Here is a 20543-nt window from a genome sequence, read left to right as displayed (position 1 = left end):
CTGTGCAGCGAACGGAGACGGCGACCGGAGGGACAGCCGAGTTGCGGGGAAGTGCGGCGGAGTATCCAAGGACGTAACTCGATTACGGACGCGGCGAGTTCGGCGGATGCGGCATTCAGTCCGGCTCCGCGTTGCGGCGAAGGTTGTGCCGAGACGGTCGGGCAGGAGGACCGGGAGCCCAGCGATGGACTCAAGATCGAAATCGGTGGATCGACATCGGTGGATCGACATCGGTAGATCGACATCGGTGGATCGACATCGCTGGTCGTCATCGGTAGATCGATATCGGTAGAGGCTCAGCCGTGCCAGATGGCTCGGACCTCTTCGACGTACTCGGCCGCCTGGCGTTGCCCTGCCTGGGCCGCACCCGGAATGCGGGACGCGTCCAGGGCGTTGCGGCCGAACGCACGGCGGGCCGCTCGGTCCGGGACCAGCAGGGCGGCCCGGGTGCCGCCCGCCTCCAGGGAGGCCACCTGGTCGAAGGCGCTCGGGGTCGCACCCGGCACGTCGGGGATCGGGGCCAGGACCACAACCCGTCGGCAGTCGTGTGCCAAGTCGGCGTTGGTCGTGGAGCGTACGCCTCCGTCCATCCAGCGGCCCGCCCCAATCGTGATCGGCGGGAACAGCGGCGGCAGTGCACACGTGGCCGACATCGCCGTCAGCAGGTCGACCCCGCTGTCGGCGCCGAAGCCGGCCGGCTCGCCGGTGAGCGCGTCCACCGCGAACAGCCGCACGGGCCGCTCCGGCCAGTCCTGAACCGGCAGTTGGGGGCGGATCGCGTCGAAGACGTCGGCCTCCGTCACGTCGCGCACGTTCAGGGAGAGCCGGCCCAGCCGCTTGACCACGGTCGCCGGATCGCGCGAACCGAGCGCGGCCCACAGGTACTTGACCGTCATCACGAAGGTGAAGTCCACCTCCATCATGGCTCGCTTCCGGGCGACCTGTACCTCGTACAAGTCGGCGGGCGCCGCCCCTGCGGCCAGTTCCACGGCGAGCAGCGAGCCGGCCGACGTGCCGGCGAGCACGTCGGCACCGCCGAGGTCCAGCCCGGCGTCGGCCAGTCCCGCCAACATGCCGACCTGCCATGCGTACGCGGTCAGGCCGCCCCCGCCCAACACCAGCGCCGTATCCGCCACGTCCACCCTCCCCACTAACGGGGACCGATCCCCGTTTCCCGTCCCGACGCTAGCATGTAAATGGGGAGCGATCCCCACTTCCGTCCGATCCGCATCCGATCGGCATCCGATCCGCATCCGCTCCGCGACTCGCACACCCGTCCGCCGCTCGAGCGGACCCGCGCGGGATGACCGACCCACAGGGATGTACAAGGAAATAGGCGGTTATGGGTTGATCCTGCTGACATAGTGCGGCCATGGAGATCCACGACCCCCGGCAGCCGAATCAGTTCCGTGGCCTGCGTGGCCTGCGCTGCCTCCGTGGTCTCCCAGGCCTCCGTACCCGCCGTACCCGCGATACCCGCCATACCCGCGATACCCGCGATACCCGCCGTACCCGCCATACCCGCCGTACGGCCCTCCTCCTCGCCCTCACCGGCGCCGTCGGGATCGGCGGTGCCGTCGTCCTCGTCGGTGCCCTCCCCCACGGAGACCACCCCTCCCCCGCCCGCCCAGGCACCCTCGCCACCACCACCCGCTCCGCCGGATCACCCGGCGCGGCCCCCTCCCCCGGCTCCCCGGGTATCGGCGACCCGCTGCTGCCGCTCGACGGCAACGGGGGGTACACGGTCCGCCGCTACACGCTCGCCTTCGACTGGCGGGCGCCCAGGACGCGCTTCGACGCCAGTACGACCATCAGCGCGAGCGCCACGCAGGCCCTGTCCCGCTTCGACCTCGACTTCGCGGGCAACACACTGCACTCGGTCACCGTGGACGACGTACCGGCGAGGGCCGTGCGCGACGGTGACGAGCTCGTCGTCACCCCCGCGAAGCCGATCCCCCAGGGCGGCGCGTTCACCGTGCGGGTCTCCTACACCGCCGACCCGACGCAGCGACGGCACCGCGGCGACGCGATCGGGGACTACGGCTGGGTGCCCACGCCCGACGGCACCGTGCTCTATCCGCAGCCCGACGGGGCCAAGATGATCTTCCCGGCGAACGACCATCCGAGCCTGCGGGCGCCGGTCACCTTCCTCATCACCACTCCACCGGGTGTCAGCGCGGTGGCCAACGGGCGGCTCGTCGACCGTGCCCCGCGGCCCGACGGACGGGTCCTGTGGACGTACGACTCCGAACAACCGGTCGCGGCGCAGCTGGTGCAGATGGCGATCGGGAAGTTCACGTTCGTCGAGAGCACCGGTCCGCACGGACTGCCCGTCCGGGACGTGGTCCCCGGTGACCTGGTCTCCGACACGGCGGCGTACCGCTCGCTCACGCCCGAACACCTGGCCTGGCTGGAGCAGCGGCTCGGCCCGTACCCCTTTCGCCGCTATGGCGTGCTGGTCGGGGACACGGACCTGCCGGTGGCGCTGGAGACACAGTCGCTGTCCCTCGTGCCGAAGGGCGACCTGCGGGGTGACCGGGTCGACGCCGAGCGCGACCTCGTGCACGAGCTGACCCATCAGTGGACCGGCGACAGCGTGGCCATCCGGCGTTGGTCCGACCTGTGGCTGAGCGAGGGGCACGCCCGCTTCTACGAGCGTCTCTACTCCGAGGCGCACGGCGGCGACAGCGTCGAGTCCGCGATGCGGGCGGCGTACGAGCAGCACGACCAGTGGCGTCACGACGACGGGGCGCCCGCCGAACCCCGCACCGAGGCAGCCCTGTTCAAGAAGGTGCGGTACGACGGCTCCGCGCTCGTGCTCTACGCCCTCCGGGAGAAGGTCGGCGAGAAGACGTTCGACAGGATCGAGCGGTCCTGGGTGACGAAGTACCAGGGCCGGGCCGCCGATACCCAGGACTTCGTCGCGCTCGCGTCCGAGGTCGCGGGCGAGGACCTGAAGCCGTTCCTGACGCCGTGGCTGCATGGGGACCACACCCCGCCCATGCCGGGACACCCCGACTGGCAGGTGGACCCGGTCCAGGACTGAGCCGTCACCTCCCCCGTACGACGGAGCTTCTGCGCGCCCCGTACGACGGAACTTCTGCGCGCCCCGTACGACGGAGCTCCCGCGCGCCCCGTACGACGGGACTCCCGCGCGGTACGGCGCGCTCGCGCCGACTCCCCGCCGGGGCGGACGTTCTGCCGCCGACCGGGTGGCCTCTGCCGGGTGGCTGGGCCACACCAGTGACGCTTGGCGCGACGGGGCGTGTCGGGCACGGAAACGTACGGGGGGTGATGCAGAGGGCAACTCCTTTGTCCTGATTGCGACGAGCATGATTGGAGACCCTTGCGATGAGAAAACGTGTCGCCCCCCGTGTCCCCAACTCCCCACGTGAGCAACGCCGTACAGTCCGCATGACCGCCTCCGCGGCGCTCCTGATGCCGCTGTTGGCCGGCCCGGCGGCGTGCGCCGGCGGGACATCGGCCGACCGGCATCTTCAGAACGTCTTCACGGACGCCGCGGACGAGTATCACGTGCCGCGCAGTGTGCTCCTGGGCGTGTCGTACCTGCAGTCGAGATGGGACGCCCGGCCGGGCACCCCGAGTGTCGTCGGCGGTTATGGGCCGATGCATCTGGTGGACGCCCGCCAGGTCAAGGCCAAGGACAAGTCCCCGACACCGTCTCCGTCGCAGACGCATCGCGGAGGTGCCCAGCCGCCCGCGGCCGCGGCGGGCCCCTCGGCCTCGCCCGGGGTGGCCTCCCCGGGCGGACGCTCCGCGCAGCCCGCGGACCTGCGCCGGGCCGCCGGCCTGATCGGAGCCCCGGTGGCGCGGCTGCGGACCGATGCCGAGGCCAACGTACGCGGAGGTGCGGCGCTCCTCGCGGAGACACAACGACAACTCGGCAAGCCGCTCAGCACCAACCCGGCGGACTGGTGGGAGGCGGTGGCACGCTTTCCGGGGACGGGAGACACCGCGTCGGCGGCGGAGTACGCGAACAACGTCTTCGCGGTGATCCGCAAGGGCGCGCACCGCACCACCGACTCCGGACAGCAGATCACCCTTCCCGCCAGCCCGAGCGTGCGCCCCCGCGCCCCTCACCCCGAGGCCGCACGCCGGCCCAAGGAGGTCGAGTGCCCCGCGGAGCTGACCTGCGACTGGCTCGCCGCGCCGTACGTCGAATACGACGACAACGGCGACTACGGCAACCACGACCTGGCCGACCGGCCCAGGGACCAGAAGATCGAGTACATCGTCATCCACGACACGGAGGCGGACCTGCCGTCCATGCGTCAGACCGTGCAGGATCCGACGGAGGCGTCCTGGCACTACTCGATCCGCTCCAAGGACGGCCATGTCACCCAGCACGTCAGGACCAAGGACGTGGCCTGGCACTCCGGGAACCAGTTCGTGAACGCACGTTCGATCGGCATCGAGCACGAGGGATTTCTCAGACAGCCCGACGCCTGGTACACGGAGCAGATGTACCAGACCTCGGCCAAACTGGTGCGTTACCTGGCGAAGAAGTACGACATCCCGCTCGACCGGCAGCACATCTTCGGGCATGACAACGTGGCGTCGCCGACCGCCTCCAGCATCCCCGACATGCATGACGACCCCGGCCCCTTCTGGGACTGGCGGCACTACTTCGACCTCCTCGGCGCACCCCTGCGTGCCACGGCCGGGCCCGACAGCGACCTGGTGACCGTGCTGCCGGACTTCGCCACCCACAAGCCGCTGTTCACGGGGTGCACCAAGAGCGGAGTGAAGTGCGCGCCGCACGGCTCCAGCGCCGTCCGCCTGCACACCGAGCCGAACGAGCACGCGCCACTGATCCAGGACCCGGGCCGGCGCCCCAATGGCGAGGACTCCACAGAGGACGTCAACGACCTGGGGTCGCGGGTCTCCGCCGGCCAGACCTACGCGGTCGCCGGACGCAGTGGCGACTGGACGGCGATCTGGTACCTGGGCCACAAGGCGTGGTTCAAGAACCCGAAGAACCATCCGACGGCCGTCGGCGCGAGCGGCCGGTTCGTGACGCCGAAGGAGGGCTTGAGCGAGATCCCGGTGTTCGGGCGTGCCCTCCCGGAGGAGGAGGCCTACCCGGAGGGAGTGGAGCAGCAGTCCGAGTCCCCGCTCCCGTACACCCTTCTCGCGGGCCAGCGGTACGTGGCGCAGTCCCGGCCCGTCGGTTCCTACATCGACAGATCGACCTTCAGCGACGCCCCGAGCCTGGTGGTGACGGGGCGCGAGGAGTACTACGAGATCCAGTTCGGCCACCGGATCGCCTATGTCCGCGCGAGCGACGTGGACCTGGTGCGTGTACCTGGCACGGAGAAGGCGCCGTCGGGACACGCGGCGCCCCCTGCCGGGCAGTAACGGGGTCCCCGCCTGAGCCGGAGGCGCCCACGCGACCGCGTGGGCGCCTCCGGCTCAGGCGTGCCGGGAGTTGCCTGCGGCAGTCCTCTTCGTGGACGCCCCTGTGCCCTCCCCTCGGCGCGCGTGAGCGACTGGAGGCCCGGCCGGCGCGCCGCGCCTCTCCTTCACGTCCCCGCAGCCCTCCACGTCCCCGCAGCCCTCCGCCTCCCCAGGGTCTCCGCGTCCGCGACTCCTTCGGCGGCGTCCATTCGCCCTTCTGGATCAGGTACACGTCACTCGTACGCAGTAAGGCGAATCCCCTGCGCGACTCGTCGCCGTGCCGTCGGGCGGGATGGTGGAAGAGGAGTGAAAACGGGTGGCGAGCGCTCTGTGCCGCGGGCGTCGGGCGTCAGCAGCGAGAACCCCCTGACGCCGTCGAAGGACAGTGCCATACCGACACGATCCGGTTCGAGTGGCAGCCCCCCGGGTGGGCGGATAAGACTGAGGCAACGGTCTTGTGACCGGACCTGTTTTGTGACCGGACAACAGATTCCGACCTCATGGCTTCCGGATTACTCGCTCCGGCCATCAAAAAGCGCGAGTGCAGGGCGTCGACCGTATTTCCAGGCGGCGTTCGAAAGTTCCTCAAGGAGCTCGTATGGAGGAGAAGTCCGTCGAAGTCCTGACGCCTGGTCCGGGTGAATCCGCACTCGACAAGCGTGGGTACACCGGACCGAAGAGCGACATCGAGAGAGATCTCGCCGAGGTGTTGGCCGGCGTCATCCACGTCGAACGAGTATCGGTCGAGAGTCACTTCTTCGACGACCTCGGCGCCAACTCACTGGTGATGGCCCAATTCTGCGCACGGGTCAGGAAGCGTCCGGATCTCCCCTCGGCGTCGATGAAGGACATCTACCGGCACCCGACGATCCGAAGCCTGGCGACGGGGCTCGGGGACGCCGAACCGCTTCCCTCCGAGTCGTCGGTTCCGGTGCCGGCCACGGTGGTGACCCGGGCCGGGACGGCGCGGTACGTCCTCTGCGGAACGCTTCAGTTCTTGTTCTTCCTGGGATATTCATTCCTCGCCGGAATTGTCGCCGACCGGGGCTACGGATGGGTGTCCGCCGGCTCGAACGCGATCGGTATCTACCTGCGATCGCTCGCCTTCGGCTCCATCGGATTCGTCGCTCTGTGCACCTTCCCGATCGTGGCCAAATGGATTCTCGTCGGCCGGTGGAAACCGCGCGAGTTTCCGATCTGGGGACTGACATATCTGCGCTTCTGGACCGTCAAGGCGCTCATTCACGCCAACCCGATGATTTTCTTCATCGGAAATCCCCTGTACGTGCTGTATCTGCGCGCCCTGGGTGCCCGGATCGGCAAGGGGGTCACGATCCTCTCCCGCCAGACTCCGGCCTGCCCCGACCTGCTCACGATCGGCGCCGGAACGGTGATCCGCAAGGACTCGTTCTTCCACTGCTACCGCGCGCACGCCGGCCGTATCCAGACCGGCCGGGTCACCCTGGGCCGGGACGTGTTCATCGGCGAGAAGACCGTGCTCGACATCGACACGTCGATGGGCGACGGGGCGCAGCTCGGCCACACGTCCACGCTGTACAGCGGCCAGGCGGTGCCGGACGGCCAACAGTGGCACGGATCCCCGGCACAGCCCACCGAGCACGACTACGTGAGGGTCGAGCCGACCGCGTGCGGCACACTGCGCCGGGCCGGCTTCGGTTTCGTCACGCTGCTTCAGGTGTTCTTCCTCTACGTGCCGCTGATGGTCGGGGGCGCGTACGTGCTGTTGGACCTGATTCCGGCGCTGCACGACCGGCTGGGCCCGGGTTCGGTGGGGTTCACCTCACCGAGTCTCTACGGCGACGCGCTGGTCCTGTCCTTCATGCTGTTCTTCGGCTTCGTCGTCTTCGGTGTGGCCGTGCTGTTCACCGTTCCACGCCTGCTGAACCTGTTCATCGAGCCGGACAAGGTCTACCCGCTGTACGGCTTTCACTACTCGACGCTCCGCGCGATCGGGCGCATGACCAACATCAAGTTCTTCAAATGGCTGCTCGGTGACAGCTCCTACATCGTCTACTATCTGCGCGGCCTCGGATACGACCTGTCCCGGATCGAACAGACCGGGTCAAATTTCGGCACGGAAGTGCAGCACGAGACCCCGTATCTGTGCTCCGTCGGCAGCGGCACGATGGTCGCCGACGGGCTCTCCATCGTCAACGCGGACTACTCGAGCTCCTCTTTCCGGGTGTCCAGGGCCTCGATCGGACCACGCAACTTCATCGGGAACAACATCGCCTATCCCTCGGGGGCCAGGACGGGCGAGAACTGCCTCCTCGCGACGAAGGTGATGATTCCGCTCGAGGGCGAGGTACGCGAGGGGGTGGGCCTGCTGGGCTCGCCGTGCTTCGAGATTCCCCGGTCGGTCGAGCGCGACTCCCGGTTCGACCATCTCCGCAACGGCGAAGAGTTCCGTCGCAGTCTCGCCGCGAAGAACCGTTACAACATGCGCTCGATGGTCCTCTTCCTGCTTGTGCGGTGGATCTACTTCTTCGTCCTCACGGTGGTCGCTCTCGCCGACGTCGATCTGTACGACTCCTACGGGCAGGTACTGATCGCCGTGTTCCTGGTGTTCAGCCTTGCTTTCACGCCTGTCTACTTCGTGCTGGTGGAGCGCTGCATCATGGCATTCCGCGGGCTGCAACCGCAGTTGTGTTCCATCTACGAACCGTACTTCTGGTGGCACGAGCGCCTCTGGAAGGTGCCCGAGAATTACCTCAACATCTTCAACGGAACCCCTTTCAAGAACCTGATCTGGCGCATGCTGGGCGTTCGGATCGGCAGCAGGGTCTTCGACGACGGCTGCCACCTGACTGAGCGGATGCTCACCACCATCGGGAGCGACTGCACGCTCAATGCGGGAAGCAAGATCCAGTGCCACTCGCAGGAGGACGGCACCTTCAAGTCCGACCGCAGCACGATCGGCGCCGGCTCCACGCTCGGTGTCGGCGCCCACGTCCACTACGGCGTGACGATGGGCGACGGCGCGGAACTCGCCTCCGACTCCTTCCTCATGAAGGGCGAGGAAGTCCCGGAGCGCGCCCGGTGGGGCGGAAATCCCGCGGCGGAGATGCGCGACACCCCCTATCAGCCTGCCGCACTGGCGTACAAGGCACAGCGTGACCGCCCCGGCCGGCAGGTCCAGTGAGTGAACGGGAAGATGCGATGAGAGTGCAAGTGGAAGCCGATCGGGAGTTCTGGCGCGGTCAGCTCGTGGCCGGTGGGTTCACCGCGATGCCGCGGTGGACGCCCCATCCGGTGGCGGGCGTCGCCGACCACGAGACGACGGTCCCGGAGGATGTCGCGGGACCGTTGCGCGGGCTGGCGCAGGACCTGGCGGTACCGCTCGACTCGGTGCTGCTGGCCGCGCACGCCAAGGTCCTCGCAGCACTGTCCGGTGAGCGCGAGGTCGTGTCCGGCTACGTCCCCGCCGACGGCGGCCGGCCGTTACCCTGCCGGCTGACGACCGAACCCTCGACATGGCGGACGCTGCTGCTGAACGCCCATCGGGCCGCGTCGGAGCTGCTGTCGCACAAGGACTTCCCGGTCGACGACCTCAGGCGCGAACTGGGCCTGACCGAACCGCCCTTCGAGGCCGTGTTCGATCCGGGCGGTGTGGGCGGTGACCTGGCCGAGGACACCGTGTTGTGGGTCGGCTTCTCGTGGCGGGACGGTCGGCTCGTGCTGCGGCTGCGGTACCGGACCGACGTACTCGACGCGGACTGCGCTGCCCGGATCGCCGGTTACCACGTCATCGCGCTCGCCCGGATCGCCGTCGGTCCGGATGCCGAGCACGGACGGCAGATCCTGCTCTCCGCCGAGGAACTCCACTTCCAGCTCGAAGGGCTCGCCGGACCCCACCGGGACCTGCCGGACCGCCGGATGCACGAGTTGTTCGAACAGAGGGTGCGGGAACACCCGGACGCCGTCGCGGCCGTACACGGTGAACGGCGGTGGACCTACCGCGAGCTCAACGCCCGGGCCAACCGGCTGGCACGCGCGCTGCTGGCGCGGGGTCTGCGCCGGGAGGACGTGGTCGCGGTGGTGACCGAACGCAACCTGGACTGGCCGGCCGCCGTGCTGGCGGTCTTCAAGGCCGGGGGCGTGTACCTGCCCATCGAGCCGCATTTCCCGGCCGGCCGCATCGCCACCACGCTCACTCGCGCCGAGTGCGCCTTCGTGCTGACCGAACACGGCAGCACCACCACCCTCGACCAGGCCCTGGAGTCCCTGCCCGGGATCGGGAAGGTCTTCATCGACGCCGCCTACGCGGAGGACCACGCCGACGACGATCCGGGCGTGCCCGTCGCACCGGACCAACTCGCCTACATCTACTTCACCTCCGGCTCCACGGGTGAGCCGAAGGGCGCGATGTGCGAGCACGCGGGGATGCTCAACCACCTCTACGCCAAGATCGACGACCTGGGGCTCGGCGAGGGACAGGTGGTCGCGCAGACCGCGCCCCAGTGCTTCGACATCTCGCTGTGGCAACTGGTGTCCGGACTCCTGGTCGGCGGGCGGACCCTGCTGGTGGAGCAGGAGGTGATCCTGGACGTCCAGCGGTTCGTCGACAAGATCGTCGAAGGCCGGGTCGCCGTCCTCCAGGTCGTGCCCTCGTACCTGGACGTCGTCGTGTCCTGTCTGCGGCAGCACCCCCGCGAGCTGCCGGACCTGCGATGTGTGTCGGTCACCGGCGAGGCGCTGAAGAAGGAGCTCACGGAGCGCTGGTTCGCCGTCCAGCCCGGGATCAAGCTGGTCAACGCCTACGGGCTCACCGAGACCTCGGACGACACCAACCACGAGGTCATGGACCGGGCGCCGGACCGCATCCTGCTCGGCCGCGCGGTCAACAACGTGCGCGTCTACGTCGTCGACGAGCACCTCACCCCGGTGCCGCTCGGCGCCCCCGGCCTGATCGTGTTCTCCGGCGTCTGCGTCGGCCGCGGCTACATCAACGACCCCGAGCGCACCCGGCAGGCCTATCTGGCCGATCCGCACCGTGAGGGGGCCCGGCTCTACCGGGGCGGCGACTACGGCCGCTGGCAGCCCGGAGGCAAGCTGGAGTTCCTGGGCCGCCGGGACACCCAGGTCAAGATCCGTGGCTTCCGGATCGAGATCGGCGAGATCGAGAACACCCTGTTGCGGGTGCCGGGGGTGCGTGACGGCGCGGTGGTCGTCGCCGAGCGGGCCGATCAGAGCAAGCACCTGGTGGCGTTCTACTCGGGCCCGCGGGCCCTCGACGGCGACGTCCTGCCGGCCCGGCTCGGCGAGTCGCTGCCCGAGTACATGGTCCCGTCGGCCTTCCACTGGCGCGAAAGCCTGCCGCTGACCGCCAACAGCAAGATCGACAGGAAGACCCTGCAGACGCTCGCCGGAGAACTCGGCGTCGTCCAGGACGACTACCACGCGCCGAACACACCGACGGAACACCGGCTGGCGGCCGCGTGGGCGAAGGTGCTCGGCATCCCGCAGCACCAGATCGGACGGCGGGACCACTTCTTCGACCGGGGCGGCACCTCGCTGTCGGCGGTGAAGCTGGCGATCACCCTGGACCGTGCGGTGTCCCTCAAGGACGTCACGCGTCACCCGGTCCTCGCCGACCTGGCCGGGCTGGTCGACGGCAGGTCCGAGCGGCGCCCCGGGCTGCTGCACCCGCTGTCGGAATCGGACGATGCGCAGGCCGGTGCCCTGGTGTGCTTCCCGTACGCCGGCGGCAACGCGGTGAACTTCCAGCCGCTGGCCAGGGCACTGCCGGCCGGCGGGCCCGCCGTCTACGCCGTCGAGCTGCCCGGTCATGACGTGGCAGCCGGCAGTGAACCGTTCGCACCGATGACAGAGGTGGTCGAACAGGTCGTCGACGAGATCGTCCGACGAGGCCTGACCAGGGTCCTGCTGTGGGGCCACTCCTCGGGCGCCGCGCCGGCCGTGGAGACGGCCAGAAGGCTCCAGGAGCGCGGGGTGGACGTCCAGCGGGTGTTCCTCGGCGCGCAACTGCTCGGCGACGCCGCCCGGCGGCGCGCCGCGATCGACGAGCTGACGGAACTGAGCGACGCCGAGATCGCCGCGAAGCTGAGCGCGGCCGGCGGGTACACCGAACTCGGCGAGCTGGACGCGCGGCACGCCGAGCAGGTGGGTGCCGCCTACCGGCACGACTGCGTGTCCGCACACCGCTGTTTCGCCGGCCTCCTGGACCACCCGCCGACGCCGAAGCTGTCCGCTCCGGTCACCGTGGTCGTCGCCGCCGACGACCCGAGCACGGCGGACCACCCGCACCGCTACCGCGACTGGCAGCTCCTGGCCGAACAGGTCGACCTGCACGAGCTCGCCGACGGCGGCCACTACTTCCCGCGCACCCGTCCGGCCGAAGCGGCACGGGCCGTTCTGCGCGCCGCCGAACTGTTCGCTCCTTCCTGAGTGACAACTGACTCGTGACAACCGACGAGTGACCGACCGACGAGTCACTGACCGACGAGTCACTGACCGACGAGTCACTGACCGACGAGTGACTGACCGAGTCACTGACCGAGTGACAACCGACTGAGTGGCTACGGAAAGGAAATCGAGATGTCGTCCACTTCCACGGCGTCGATGGTCGACGTGGAACTGCAGTCCGGCAGACCTCCGCTCCTGCGGGCCAAGGCCACCGGTGGCGCGGCGAGCTGGGCAGCCGGGCACCGGGACGCACTGCGTGCCGTCGTCGCCGAGCACGGCTGCGTCCTGGTCCGCGGCCTCGGGCTGCGCGACGCGGCCGAGACCGGTGCCGTCTTCTCGAAGCTCGCCTCCGGTCTGATGACCGAGAAGGAGGTCTTCGCGCCCCGGCGGACCTACTCCGACGGCGTGTACTCCTCGACGAAGTGGCCGCCGAACCAGCCGATGTGCATGCACCACGAACTGAGCTACACGCTCGAGTTCCCCGGCCTGATGATGTTCGCCTGTCTGAGCGCGCCCACCGACGGAGGGGCGACCGCGGTCGCCGACTCGCCGACCGTGCTCGACGCGCTGCCCGCCGAGTTGACCGAACGCTTCGAGCGCGAGGGCTGGCTGCTCACCCGCAGCTACAACGACGAGATCGGGGCGTCCGTGGCCGAGGCGTTCGGCACCGAGGACCGTGGTGCCGTCGAGAGCTACTGCCGCGCCAACGCGATCGCGTTCGAGTGGGAGGCGGACGGTGGGCTGCGCACCCGACAGCGCCGCAGCGCCGTGGTGCGTCACCCGGTCACCGGCCGCCGCTGCTGGTTCAACCAGATCGCGTTCCTCAACGAGTGGACGATGGCCCCCGAGGTGCGTGAGTACCTGATGGACGTCTACGGGGCCGACGGACTGCCGTTCAACACCCGCTTCGGCAACGGCGACCCGATCGGCGAGGACGTCGTGGAACTGCTCAACAGCGTCTACGAGGCCCACACCGCACGCGAGCCGTGGCAGGCGGGCGACCTGATGCTCGTCGACAACATCCGCACCGCGCACAGCAGGGAGCCCTTCGAGGGACCACGCGAAGTGCTCGTCGCCCTGGCCGACCCGGTGCCTCTGACCGACTGCTCTCCGACCGTCGAGGTGACCGCGTCATGACCACTATCCGTTCCACCGCATCGGAGCCCGCGCCGGCCGCGCCGATCACCGTGCCGCCGTTCGCGGTGATCCCCGGCGCCCAGGTCCAGCGCGCGCTGCGCGGACGCGAGAAGCAGATCGTGGAGTTGGTCGAGGCCACCTACCGGGTGCACGGCGCCGGTGACTCGGTGAACCCACCGTCGTACTTCCTGCGCTTCCCCGACCGCCCGTCCTCCCGGATCATCGCGCTGCCCGCCTCGATCGGCGGGGAGGTGCGGGTGGACGGCCTGAAGTGGATCTCCAGCTTCCCGGAGAACGTGAAGGCGGGTGTCCCGAGGGCCTCGGCCGTACTGATCCTCAACGACCATGACACCGGCTACCCGTTCGCCTGTCTGGAGAGCTCGATCATCAGCGCCACCAGGACGGCCGCGTCGGCCGCCGCGGCCGCCGACCGGCTCAGCCGTGAACGGCCGCGACCGGCGCGGGTCGGCTTCTTCGGGGTGGGCCTGATCGCCCGGTACATCCACACGTTCCTGGTCGGCACCGGCTGGTCGTTCGACGAGATCGGTGTGCACGACCTGTCCACCGACAGCGCGGCGGGTTTCCGGTGCTACCTGGAGCAGTCGGGCGCCACCGGCCGGATCACCGTGCACGACAACGCCGAGCAGTTGATCCGCAACAGCGACCTGGTGGTCTTCGCCACGGTCGCCGGGCAGCCACACGTCGGCGATTTGTCTTGGTTCGATCACAATCCGGTGGTACTGCATGTGTCGCTGCGCGACCTCGCGCCGGAGATCCTGCTCGCCTCGACCAACATCGTCGACGACGTCGAGCACTGCCTGAAGGCCGACACCTCGCCGCATCTGGCCGAGCAGCTCACGGGCAACCGGGACTTCGTGCACGGCACGTTGGACGACGTGCTGGCCGGGCGGGTGACCGTGCCGACGGACCGGCCGGTGGTGTTCTCGCCCTTCGGCCTCGGGGTGCTCGACCTCGCGGTCGGCAAGTACGTCTACGACGAAGTGACCCGCTGCGGAGAGCTGCACGTCGTCGACGACTTCTTCCACGAACTGAGCCGGTACGGATGAGCCGGCCGCGAACCCGGGCCGCGGAAGACAGCGACCCCTGACGCAGGGCCCTGTCCTACTCGGGTGGACACGGGCTCCCGCCCACAGAACCGAGAAGCCCGCCCACGGTCGGACGGACATTCCGAAAGTGCTCTGCTCCAGATTGAGGAGACCGTCGTGCCCGTCATTTCCGTTCCCCAGGCCTTCAACGAAGAGGATCTCTATGTCGACCTCCGGGCGATCATCGGGCACCCGCTCTTCCTGAAGTGCGAGGGCTTCAACTTCGCCGGCTCCATCAAGATGAAGGCCGCCCTCGAGATGGTGGAGGCCGCCGAGCGGGACGGAGTTCTGAAGCCGGATTCGATTCTGGTCGAGTCCTCGTCCGGGAACCTCGGCGTGGCGTTGAGCATGATCGCGGCGAGCAAGGGTTACCGGTTCCTGTGCGTGACGGACTCCCGCGGCAACCTGTCGACCCGGATGATGATGGAGGCCCTGGGCAGCCAGGTGCACATGATCGCCGGTCAGCAGGAGAGCAACGGCGGCTATCTCGGCGCGCGGATCGAGTACGTACGTACGCTGTGCGCCTCCGACCCCCGGTACGTGTGGCTCAGCCAGTACACCAATCCGAGCAACTGGAAGGCGCACTACCGCAGGACGGCGCCGGAGATCGCCCGTCAGTTCCCGCAGCTGGACGTGCTGTTCGTCGGGGCCGGCACCACCGGCACCCTGATGGGCTGCGCGCGCTTCTTCCGGGAGTGGCACCGGCCGGTGCGGGTCGTCGCGGTGGACAGCGTGGGCTCGGTGTCCTTCGGTGGGCCGCCCGGCCGCCGGATGATTCCCGGCCTCGGGATGAGCATGCGCCCGCCGTTGCTCGACGAGTCCTATGTGGACGAAGTGATACGGGTCGAGGAGAGAGACACCGTCCGTACCTGCCACCGGCTGGCCAGACGCGGATTCGTGTTCGGCGGCTCCACCGGCACGGTGGTCAGCGGCGCGACGGACTGGTTGAACCGGCACGACGCACGCGAACTCACCGCGGTGGCCATCGGTCCGGACCTCGGCGAGCGCTACCTCGACACCATCTACCAGGCCAGCTGGCTGCGGGATCTCTACGGCGACGACGTGCTCAACTCCCGCGAGATCGCCGCCGATTCCTGGGCGCCCTCCCCCACGCCACCGACACGGTGGGGCCGGGCGGTCGACCTCGAGAACGGCGAGCGCAGCAAAAACCAACGCCCTCAGCTCCAGGACCGTAAGACCTAGGCCCGTCTTCGGGTCGGGTCGCCTCGCGATGCGGCGTCCGATCGGTGCCGGTGGGCGGCACCGGGCTTCGCGGCCCGGGCCGCCCACACCGGGGCGGTACTTCGACGAACTCGGCGGCCACGGGATTCGGTTGTCCGACCAGGCGCGGTATGGGAGGTACAGGAGCGAAATACTGATCACTGTTTTCGGTGACGTTGCCCACTATGTGATGGGGACATCTAGGCAATTCCTACTTTGTCACCGAAAGTTGGGGACTGAAATCCCCACAGAAAGCAATCGCTCCCCATGCACCGTTCGTCCGACGTTCCCGTACAGCCCCACGCCGTCACCGTCGCCGAAGTGATCCCCGGTGATCTGGTCGCCCTCTCCGAACAGGATGTGGCGAAGAACACCTGGTACGTGGTGATGCACACTCTGCCCGAGACTCCCCACACCATTCGCCTGACATTGCGGCCACCGCTCGGCGGAATTGATCACGACGAGGTATTCGAACGCGGCCACCAAGTGACCACGGCCTGGCACCGAATGGATGTCAGGGCAATTCCCGAGATCACCTCCACCGACCTCGGCCCTGTGGAATTCCGGGACGGCGACCGCATCACCTCACTGCGCGCCGTGGACCCCCGGGCCGTCGAGGAGTCGTACACCCGCAGGTGGGGTCACTGGCACCGGGACCTGGACCGCCGGGCCGAGGCTCCCGTCCCCGACGAGGAACTGCGGGACTTGGCCGAACAGGCCTCAAAAAAAGGACATGTCGTACGGCATCACCCGCGCCCGCGTCGGGCCGCCGAGGTGTACGCACCCCGCCGGGTCGTCGTCACCGGGCTCGGTGCCGTGACGCCGCTCGGTGTCGGGGTCGAGGAGCTGTGGCGGGGCCTGGTCGAGGGCCGGTGCGGGATAAGCGAGTTGGAGGGCGAGGAGTTCGCCGAACTGCCCGTGCGGATCGCGGGCAGCGTGCCCGTGGACCCCGTCGGACTGCTGCCCCGGCCACAGGCGCGGCGGATGAACCGGTCCGCCCAGTTCGCGGTGCTCGCCGCCCGGGAGGCCTGGCAGGACGCCGGGTTGGACCCGGCCGGCACCACGGAGAGCGGGCTGGCGCCCGAGCGGGTCGGCGTCTCGGTCGGGGCCATCCTCGGTGACGCCTCCGTGCTCGTCGGCGGCGACCGCAAGCTGCGGGACAAGGGCCCACGCGCGGTCTCCCCGCTCACCACACCGATGACCGTGCCCTCGCAGGCCGCCTCCCAGGTGTCGCTGGCGCTGCACATCACCGGCGAGGCCCGCACCGTGACCAGCGCGTGCGCCTCCGGCACCGAGGCCATCGGACAGGCCATCGACCGCATCCGGTACGGCCGCGTGGACGTCGCCCTCGCCGGGGGCGCCGAAGCCGTCGTCACTCCCGCGATCATGGCCTCGTTCGCCGCCATGCGCGCGCTCTCCACCCACGAGCTCGGATCCACCAGCCCCTCCCGGCCGTTCGCCAGCGACCGCGACGGCTTCGTGAACGGCGAGGGCGCGGGTTTCCTGCTCCTGGAGGCCGAGGAGCACGCCCGGGCACGCGGCGCGCGCATCTACTGCGAGGCCGCGGGCTGGGGGCTGTCCGCCGACGCCCACCACATGGCCGCGCCCGACCCGTCCGGCAGCGGCGTGGCACTGGCCCTGCGCCGGGCCGTCCACGACGCCGGTGCCCATGTCGTGGACGTCATCCACGTCAACGCCCATGCCACCGCCACCGTCGACGGCGACCTCGCCGAGGCGAGCGCGCTGCGCGCCGTGCTCGGCCGGAGCGTGCCCGTGACCGCGCTGAAGGGCCACCTCGGCCATCTCCAGGGAGCCGCCGGCGGTGTGGAGGCCGTCGCCACGGTGCTCACCCTCCACCACGGCCTCATCCCGCCCACCATCGGCTGCGACGACCAGGACGACGCGATCGACCTGGACGTGGTGACCAAGAGCCCCCGCCGGCTGCCCGCGCTCGGCGACCTCGCCCTGAGCAACTCGTTCGGGTTCGGCGGGCACAACGCGGTGCTCGCCCTGCGGCGTACGGGGTGAGCCGGACGAGGTGACGGGGCTACGGGGGTGTCCCCCGGGTCCCGTGGGTGCTCCGGGGCGGTCAGGCCGAGGCGCGCCCCCGCGGGGTGGCCTTCTTCGCGGCCGTCTTCTTCCCCGTCGCCTTCTTGGCGGTCGTCTTCTTGGCCGCCGTCTTCTTCGCGGTGGACTTGGTGGCCGTCGTCTTGCCGGCCGCCTGGCCCGTCGACTTCGCCGTGGACTTCGCGGCCGTCTTCTTCGGCGCCGTCTTCTTCGCGGTCGACGTGGACTTCTTCCCGCCGACCTCCTTGGGCGCCGTACGGGCCGACCTGCGGGAGGGCAGCGGGGTGACCTCGGCGGCTCCGCCGGTCCGCGCCCCGGTCTCCTCGCCCGTCTCCTCACCCCGGGACACCTTGGCCGCGCGCACGCTCTTCTCCAGGGCGGCCATCAGGTCGAGCACCTTGCCGCCGGCCCGCTCCCCGGCGGGGGGCGCGGCCGGGAGTTCACCGGAGGCCTTGGCGGCGACGAGTTCCTCGACGGCCTCGCGGTAGTCGTCGTGCAGTTCGGTGAGCTCGACCTCGCCGAGGGTGTCCATGAGGGCGTCGGCCAGGTCGAGTTCCTTGTCCCGTACGGTCACGGTCGCGTCCGGGGCGACCTCCTGGGTGGACCGGATCTCGTCCGGCCACAGCAGCCCGTGCATGGCGATCACGTCGTCCACCACACGCAGCATGCCGAGCCGCTCCCGTCCGCGCAGCGCGAACTTCGCGACGGCGACCTTCTGGCTGCGCTTGAGCGCCTCGCGCAGCAGGACGTACGGCTTGGTGGCGGGGACGCCGTTCGCGGCCAGGTAGTACGCCGTGTCCATCTGGAGCGGGTCGATCCGCTCGGCCGGCACGAACGCCACGATCTCGATCGTCCTCGCGGTGGGGATCGGCAGCGCGGCCAGGTCCTCGTCGGTGATCGGGATCAGCGTGCCGTCCGCGTCCTCGTACGCCTTGCCGATCTCACCGGTGGTGACCTCGCGGTCCTCCAGTTCGCAGAACTTGCGGTACCGGATGCGGCCGCCGTCGTCCAGGTGGATCTGGCGGAAGGAGATCGAGTGGCTCTCCGTCGCGTTCACGACCTTGATCGGGATGCTGACCAGGCCGAAGGAGATGGCGCCGTTCCAGATGGATCGCACGTGCGGCACCTTCCTGGTGGTTCCTGCTGACGCGGGTTCTCTTGCTGACACGGGCTCGCGGGGTGCGGTTGAAAGCCAGGCTAGACGGGTGTGCGCGACCTCACATCCGCAAAGGGGCGGCGGGGCGATATGGGCGCCTTGATGGCTGTTTCATGCGACTCTCGTCGTATGACGCCGATCACGGAAGTGGAGGGGCGGCGGCTCGCGCTCACCAATCTGGACAAGGTGCTGTACCCCGCGACGGGTTTCACCAAGGGTGAGGTCCTGCACTACTACGCGACGGTCGCAAACCCCCTGCTGGCGCACCTCCACGACCGGCCTGTGTCCTTCCTCCGCTACCCGGACGGGCCGGACGGAGAGGTCTTCTTCACCAAGAACGTGCCGCCCGGCACCCCCGACTGGGTCCGGACCGCCGAGGTCCCCCGGACGGAGGGCCCCGCCCGGATGGTCCTGGTCCAGGACCTCCCCTCGCTGATGTGGGCGGCGAACCTCGTCACCGAGTTCCACACGCCGCAGTGGCAGGTGGACGCGCCCGGTCTGGCCGACCGGCTCGTGTTCGACCTCGACCCGGGGGCGCCGGCGACGGTCGTCGAGTGCTGCGAGGTCGCGTTGTGGCTGCGGGAGCGGCTGGCTGCGGACGGGATCGAGGCGTACGCGAAGACGTCCGGGTCGAAGGGGCTGCATCTGCTGGCGACGGTGGTGCGGATGCCGTCCTCGGATGTCAGCGCGTACGCGAAGGAGCTGGCCGTGGAGGCGGAGCGGGCGTTGCCGGCGCTCGTCACCCACCGGATGACCAAGAGTCTGCGGCCCGGGAAGGTGTTCGTCGACCACAGTCAGAACGCCGCGCGGAAGACCACGGCCACGCCGTACACGTTGCGTGCGCGGTCCGCGCCCACCGTGTCCGCCCCCGTCACCTGGGACGAGGTCGCGTCCTGCGGCGACCCGTCCCGGCTCGTGTTCCACGCCGACGACATCGCTCCGCGCCTGCGCCGACACGGCGACCTGCTCTCCCCCCTCCTCACCCCGTCCCCCTGACCGGCCAGTCCCTCGCCCCCGCCAGGGGCGCTGCGCCCCGTGGACCCCCGCGGGGGGTCTTCAGGGGCGCGGGGAACTGCGCGACCAGCCCCCACCCACCCGCAGCCGAACGCATACCGGCAGACAGGGATCTCCGGGGTCTACGGGGTCACGTTCGTAGCCATGTGTGGCGGTCGCGGGCCATCGCGTGGAGTGCCTCCACGTCCGCCGGCTTCAGGACACCCCCGAGGCCGGCCAACGAGGACAGGTCGGTGTCCTGGAGGACGCGGACCTCGCGGAGGGGGGCGAGGACATCGAGGTCGGCGGGGCCGGCCACGGCCAGGACGGCGTGCACCTCGGCGGTCAGCGCGTACGAGGCCCGGTCGGCGTCGGCACGAACCCGGCGCAGAAGCGGATACGACTCCCGGCGGCCGACGGTCACCATGGGGTCGGTGACGAGAACCCGCTGCTTGCGGGCGTACAGGGAGCGCAGGGCGAAGATGCCGCCGGGGCCGATCAGCAAGTGGTGGACGCGGTCGCCGCCAGGGAGCGGGATGGAGTGGAGGGTGTGCCAGCCCGCGCCCTCCAGATGGTCCAGTGCCTCCCCGACCGCCTGCTCGGCGGCGAGCGCACGGCGTCGCGGGTCGGGCCGCAGGCGGCGCGCCGGTCCCGGGTCGCGGTCGAGGTCGATCATCAGCGCCTCGCCGGGCCGGTTCGGCGCGAGGTCGTCGTCCGGGTGGAGGGTCAGCCGGGCCAGTTCCGCGGGGGTCGGGACCGGTGGGGGCCCCACCGTCACAGGGCCGGTCAGGAACGGGCCGAGCGCGTCGAGCACGTCCTCTCGCCGCTCCTCGCTGAGCAGATTGACGCGGGCTGCCTCACGGTCGTACCAGGCGACGTTCCTCCCGTCGGTCAGGCACACGTACAGGCGCTCCTGCCCGTGGCGCCAGGTCGGTATGACGCGCAGTCCGTTCATGCACCATCACCCCATGCCCATGGGAACAGGCGGGGTGCTCCAG

The 20543-nt window shown here is 69.7% G+C and carries 12 protein-coding genes; 9 read left to right on the top strand and 3 right to left on the bottom strand.

Annotation, left to right across the window (positions count from 1 at the left end):
- Nucleotides 1-296: 296 nt before the first annotated feature.
- Entirely contained in the window at nt 297-1136 is an 840-nt protein-coding gene (locus ACFZDJ_RS16640; RefSeq protein ID WP_391059681.1) for a patatin-like phospholipase family protein, read from the bottom strand.
- Nucleotides 1137-1372: 236 nt separating this feature from the next.
- Here ACFZDJ_RS16640 and ACFZDJ_RS16635 point away from each other — a divergent pair, with 236 nt between their 5' ends.
- The 8 genes from ACFZDJ_RS16635 to ACFZDJ_RS16600 all read left to right on the top strand — a co-directional run bounded on the left by ACFZDJ_RS16635 (nt 1373) and on the right by ACFZDJ_RS16600 (nt 17357).
- Nucleotides 1373-3046: a M1 family aminopeptidase gene (locus ACFZDJ_RS16635; protein WP_391059678.1), complete on the top strand. Its 1674-nt coding sequence runs from the start codon at nt 1373-1375 to the stop codon at nt 3044-3046.
- Between the two features lie 368 nt (nt 3047-3414).
- A complete protein-coding gene (locus tag ACFZDJ_RS16630; protein ID WP_391059675.1) occupies nt 3415-5379 on the top strand; it encodes an N-acetylmuramoyl-L-alanine amidase in 1965 nt (654 codons plus the stop codon).
- A gap of 637 nt (nt 5380-6016) precedes the next feature.
- Entirely contained in the window at nt 6017-8581 is a 2565-nt protein-coding gene (locus ACFZDJ_RS16625) for a Pls/PosA family non-ribosomal peptide synthetase (protein WP_391059672.1), read from the top strand.
- Nucleotides 8582-8598: 17 nt separating this feature from the next.
- Complete coding sequence (locus ACFZDJ_RS16620; protein WP_391059669.1) at nt 8599-11847, top strand: amino acid adenylation domain-containing protein; 3249 nt, start codon at nt 8599-8601, stop codon at nt 11845-11847.
- Between the two features lie 150 nt (nt 11848-11997).
- On the top strand, nt 11998-13002 hold the full coding sequence (locus ACFZDJ_RS16615; RefSeq protein WP_390932131.1) for a TauD/TfdA family dioxygenase: 1005 nt from the start codon (nt 11998-12000) through the stop codon (nt 13000-13002).
- A complete protein-coding gene (gene sbnB, locus ACFZDJ_RS16610) occupies nt 12999-14069 on the top strand; it encodes a 2,3-diaminopropionate biosynthesis protein SbnB (RefSeq protein WP_391059666.1) in 1071 nt (356 codons plus the stop codon). Before ACFZDJ_RS16615 ends, sbnB begins: the two co-directional genes overlap by 4 nt.
- A 156-nt stretch (nt 14070-14225) precedes the next feature.
- Nucleotides 14226-15311, top strand: coding sequence for a 2,3-diaminopropionate biosynthesis protein SbnA (gene sbnA, locus ACFZDJ_RS16605; RefSeq protein WP_168511165.1), 1086 nt, complete (start codon nt 14226-14228; stop codon nt 15309-15311).
- A 285-nt stretch (nt 15312-15596) separates the two neighbouring features.
- Nucleotides 15597-17357, top strand: coding sequence for a beta-ketoacyl-ACP synthase II (locus ACFZDJ_RS16600; protein ID WP_391059664.1), 1761 nt, complete (start codon nt 15597-15599; stop codon nt 17355-17357).
- 61 nt (nt 17358-17418) lie between these two features.
- Here ACFZDJ_RS16600 and ACFZDJ_RS16595 read toward each other — a convergent pair whose 3' ends face one another.
- Nucleotides 17419-18522: a Ku protein gene (locus ACFZDJ_RS16595; RefSeq protein ID WP_391059662.1), complete on the bottom strand. Its 1104-nt coding sequence runs from the start codon at nt 18520-18522 to the stop codon at nt 17419-17421.
- A 159-nt stretch (nt 18523-18681) separates the two neighbouring features.
- Between ACFZDJ_RS16595 and ligD the strand changes: the two genes are divergently transcribed.
- Nucleotides 18682-19548 carry a non-homologous end-joining DNA ligase gene (ligD, locus tag ACFZDJ_RS16590; RefSeq protein WP_391059660.1) on the top strand — a complete coding sequence of 289 codons (867 nt, stop codon included), beginning with the start codon at nt 18682-18684 and terminating at the stop codon, nt 19546-19548.
- Between the two features lie 148 nt (nt 19549-19696).
- Here the strand turns inward: ligD and ACFZDJ_RS16585 are convergent, their stop codons facing one another.
- Nucleotides 19697-20500 (bottom strand): NERD domain-containing protein, encoded by an 804-nt coding sequence (locus ACFZDJ_RS16585; protein WP_390932141.1) that lies wholly within the window; start codon nt 20498-20500, stop codon nt 19697-19699.
- Nucleotides 20501-20543: the final 43 nt, after the last annotated feature.

The organism is Streptomyces sp. NPDC007896 (assembly GCF_042959425.1).
In the GTDB taxonomy this organism is placed as follows: domain Bacteria; phylum Actinomycetota; class Actinomycetes; order Streptomycetales; family Streptomycetaceae; genus Streptomyces.
Note: the sequence above shows the minus strand (reverse complement) of the source record. Positions and strands in the feature narration are given on the sequence as shown.

Coding starts and splice junctions, on each gene's coding strand:
- ACFZDJ_RS16635 (WP_391059678.1), top strand. CDS start 1,373: ATGGAGATCCACGACCCCCGGCAGCCGAATCAGTTCCGTGGCCTGCGT.
- ACFZDJ_RS16630 (WP_391059675.1), top strand. CDS start 3,415: ATGACCGCCTCCGCGGCGCTCCTGATGCCGCTGTTGGCCGGCCCGGCG.
- ACFZDJ_RS16625 (WP_391059672.1), top strand. CDS start 6,017: ATGGAGGAGAAGTCCGTCGAAGTCCTGACGCCTGGTCCGGGTGAATCC.
- ACFZDJ_RS16620 (WP_391059669.1), top strand. CDS start 8,599: ATGAGAGTGCAAGTGGAAGCCGATCGGGAGTTCTGGCGCGGTCAGCTC.
- ACFZDJ_RS16615 (WP_390932131.1), top strand. CDS start 11,998: ATGTCGTCCACTTCCACGGCGTCGATGGTCGACGTGGAACTGCAGTCC.
- sbnB (WP_391059666.1), top strand. CDS start 12,999: ATGACCACTATCCGTTCCACCGCATCGGAGCCCGCGCCGGCCGCGCCG.
- ACFZDJ_RS16600 (WP_391059664.1), top strand. CDS start 15,597: ATGCACCGTTCGTCCGACGTTCCCGTACAGCCCCACGCCGTCACCGTC.
- ligD (WP_391059660.1), top strand. CDS start 18,682: ATGACGCCGATCACGGAAGTGGAGGGGCGGCGGCTCGCGCTCACCAAT.
- ACFZDJ_RS16585 (WP_390932141.1), bottom strand. CDS start 20,500: ATGAACGGACTGCGCGTCATACCGACCTGGCGCCACGGGCAGGAGCGC.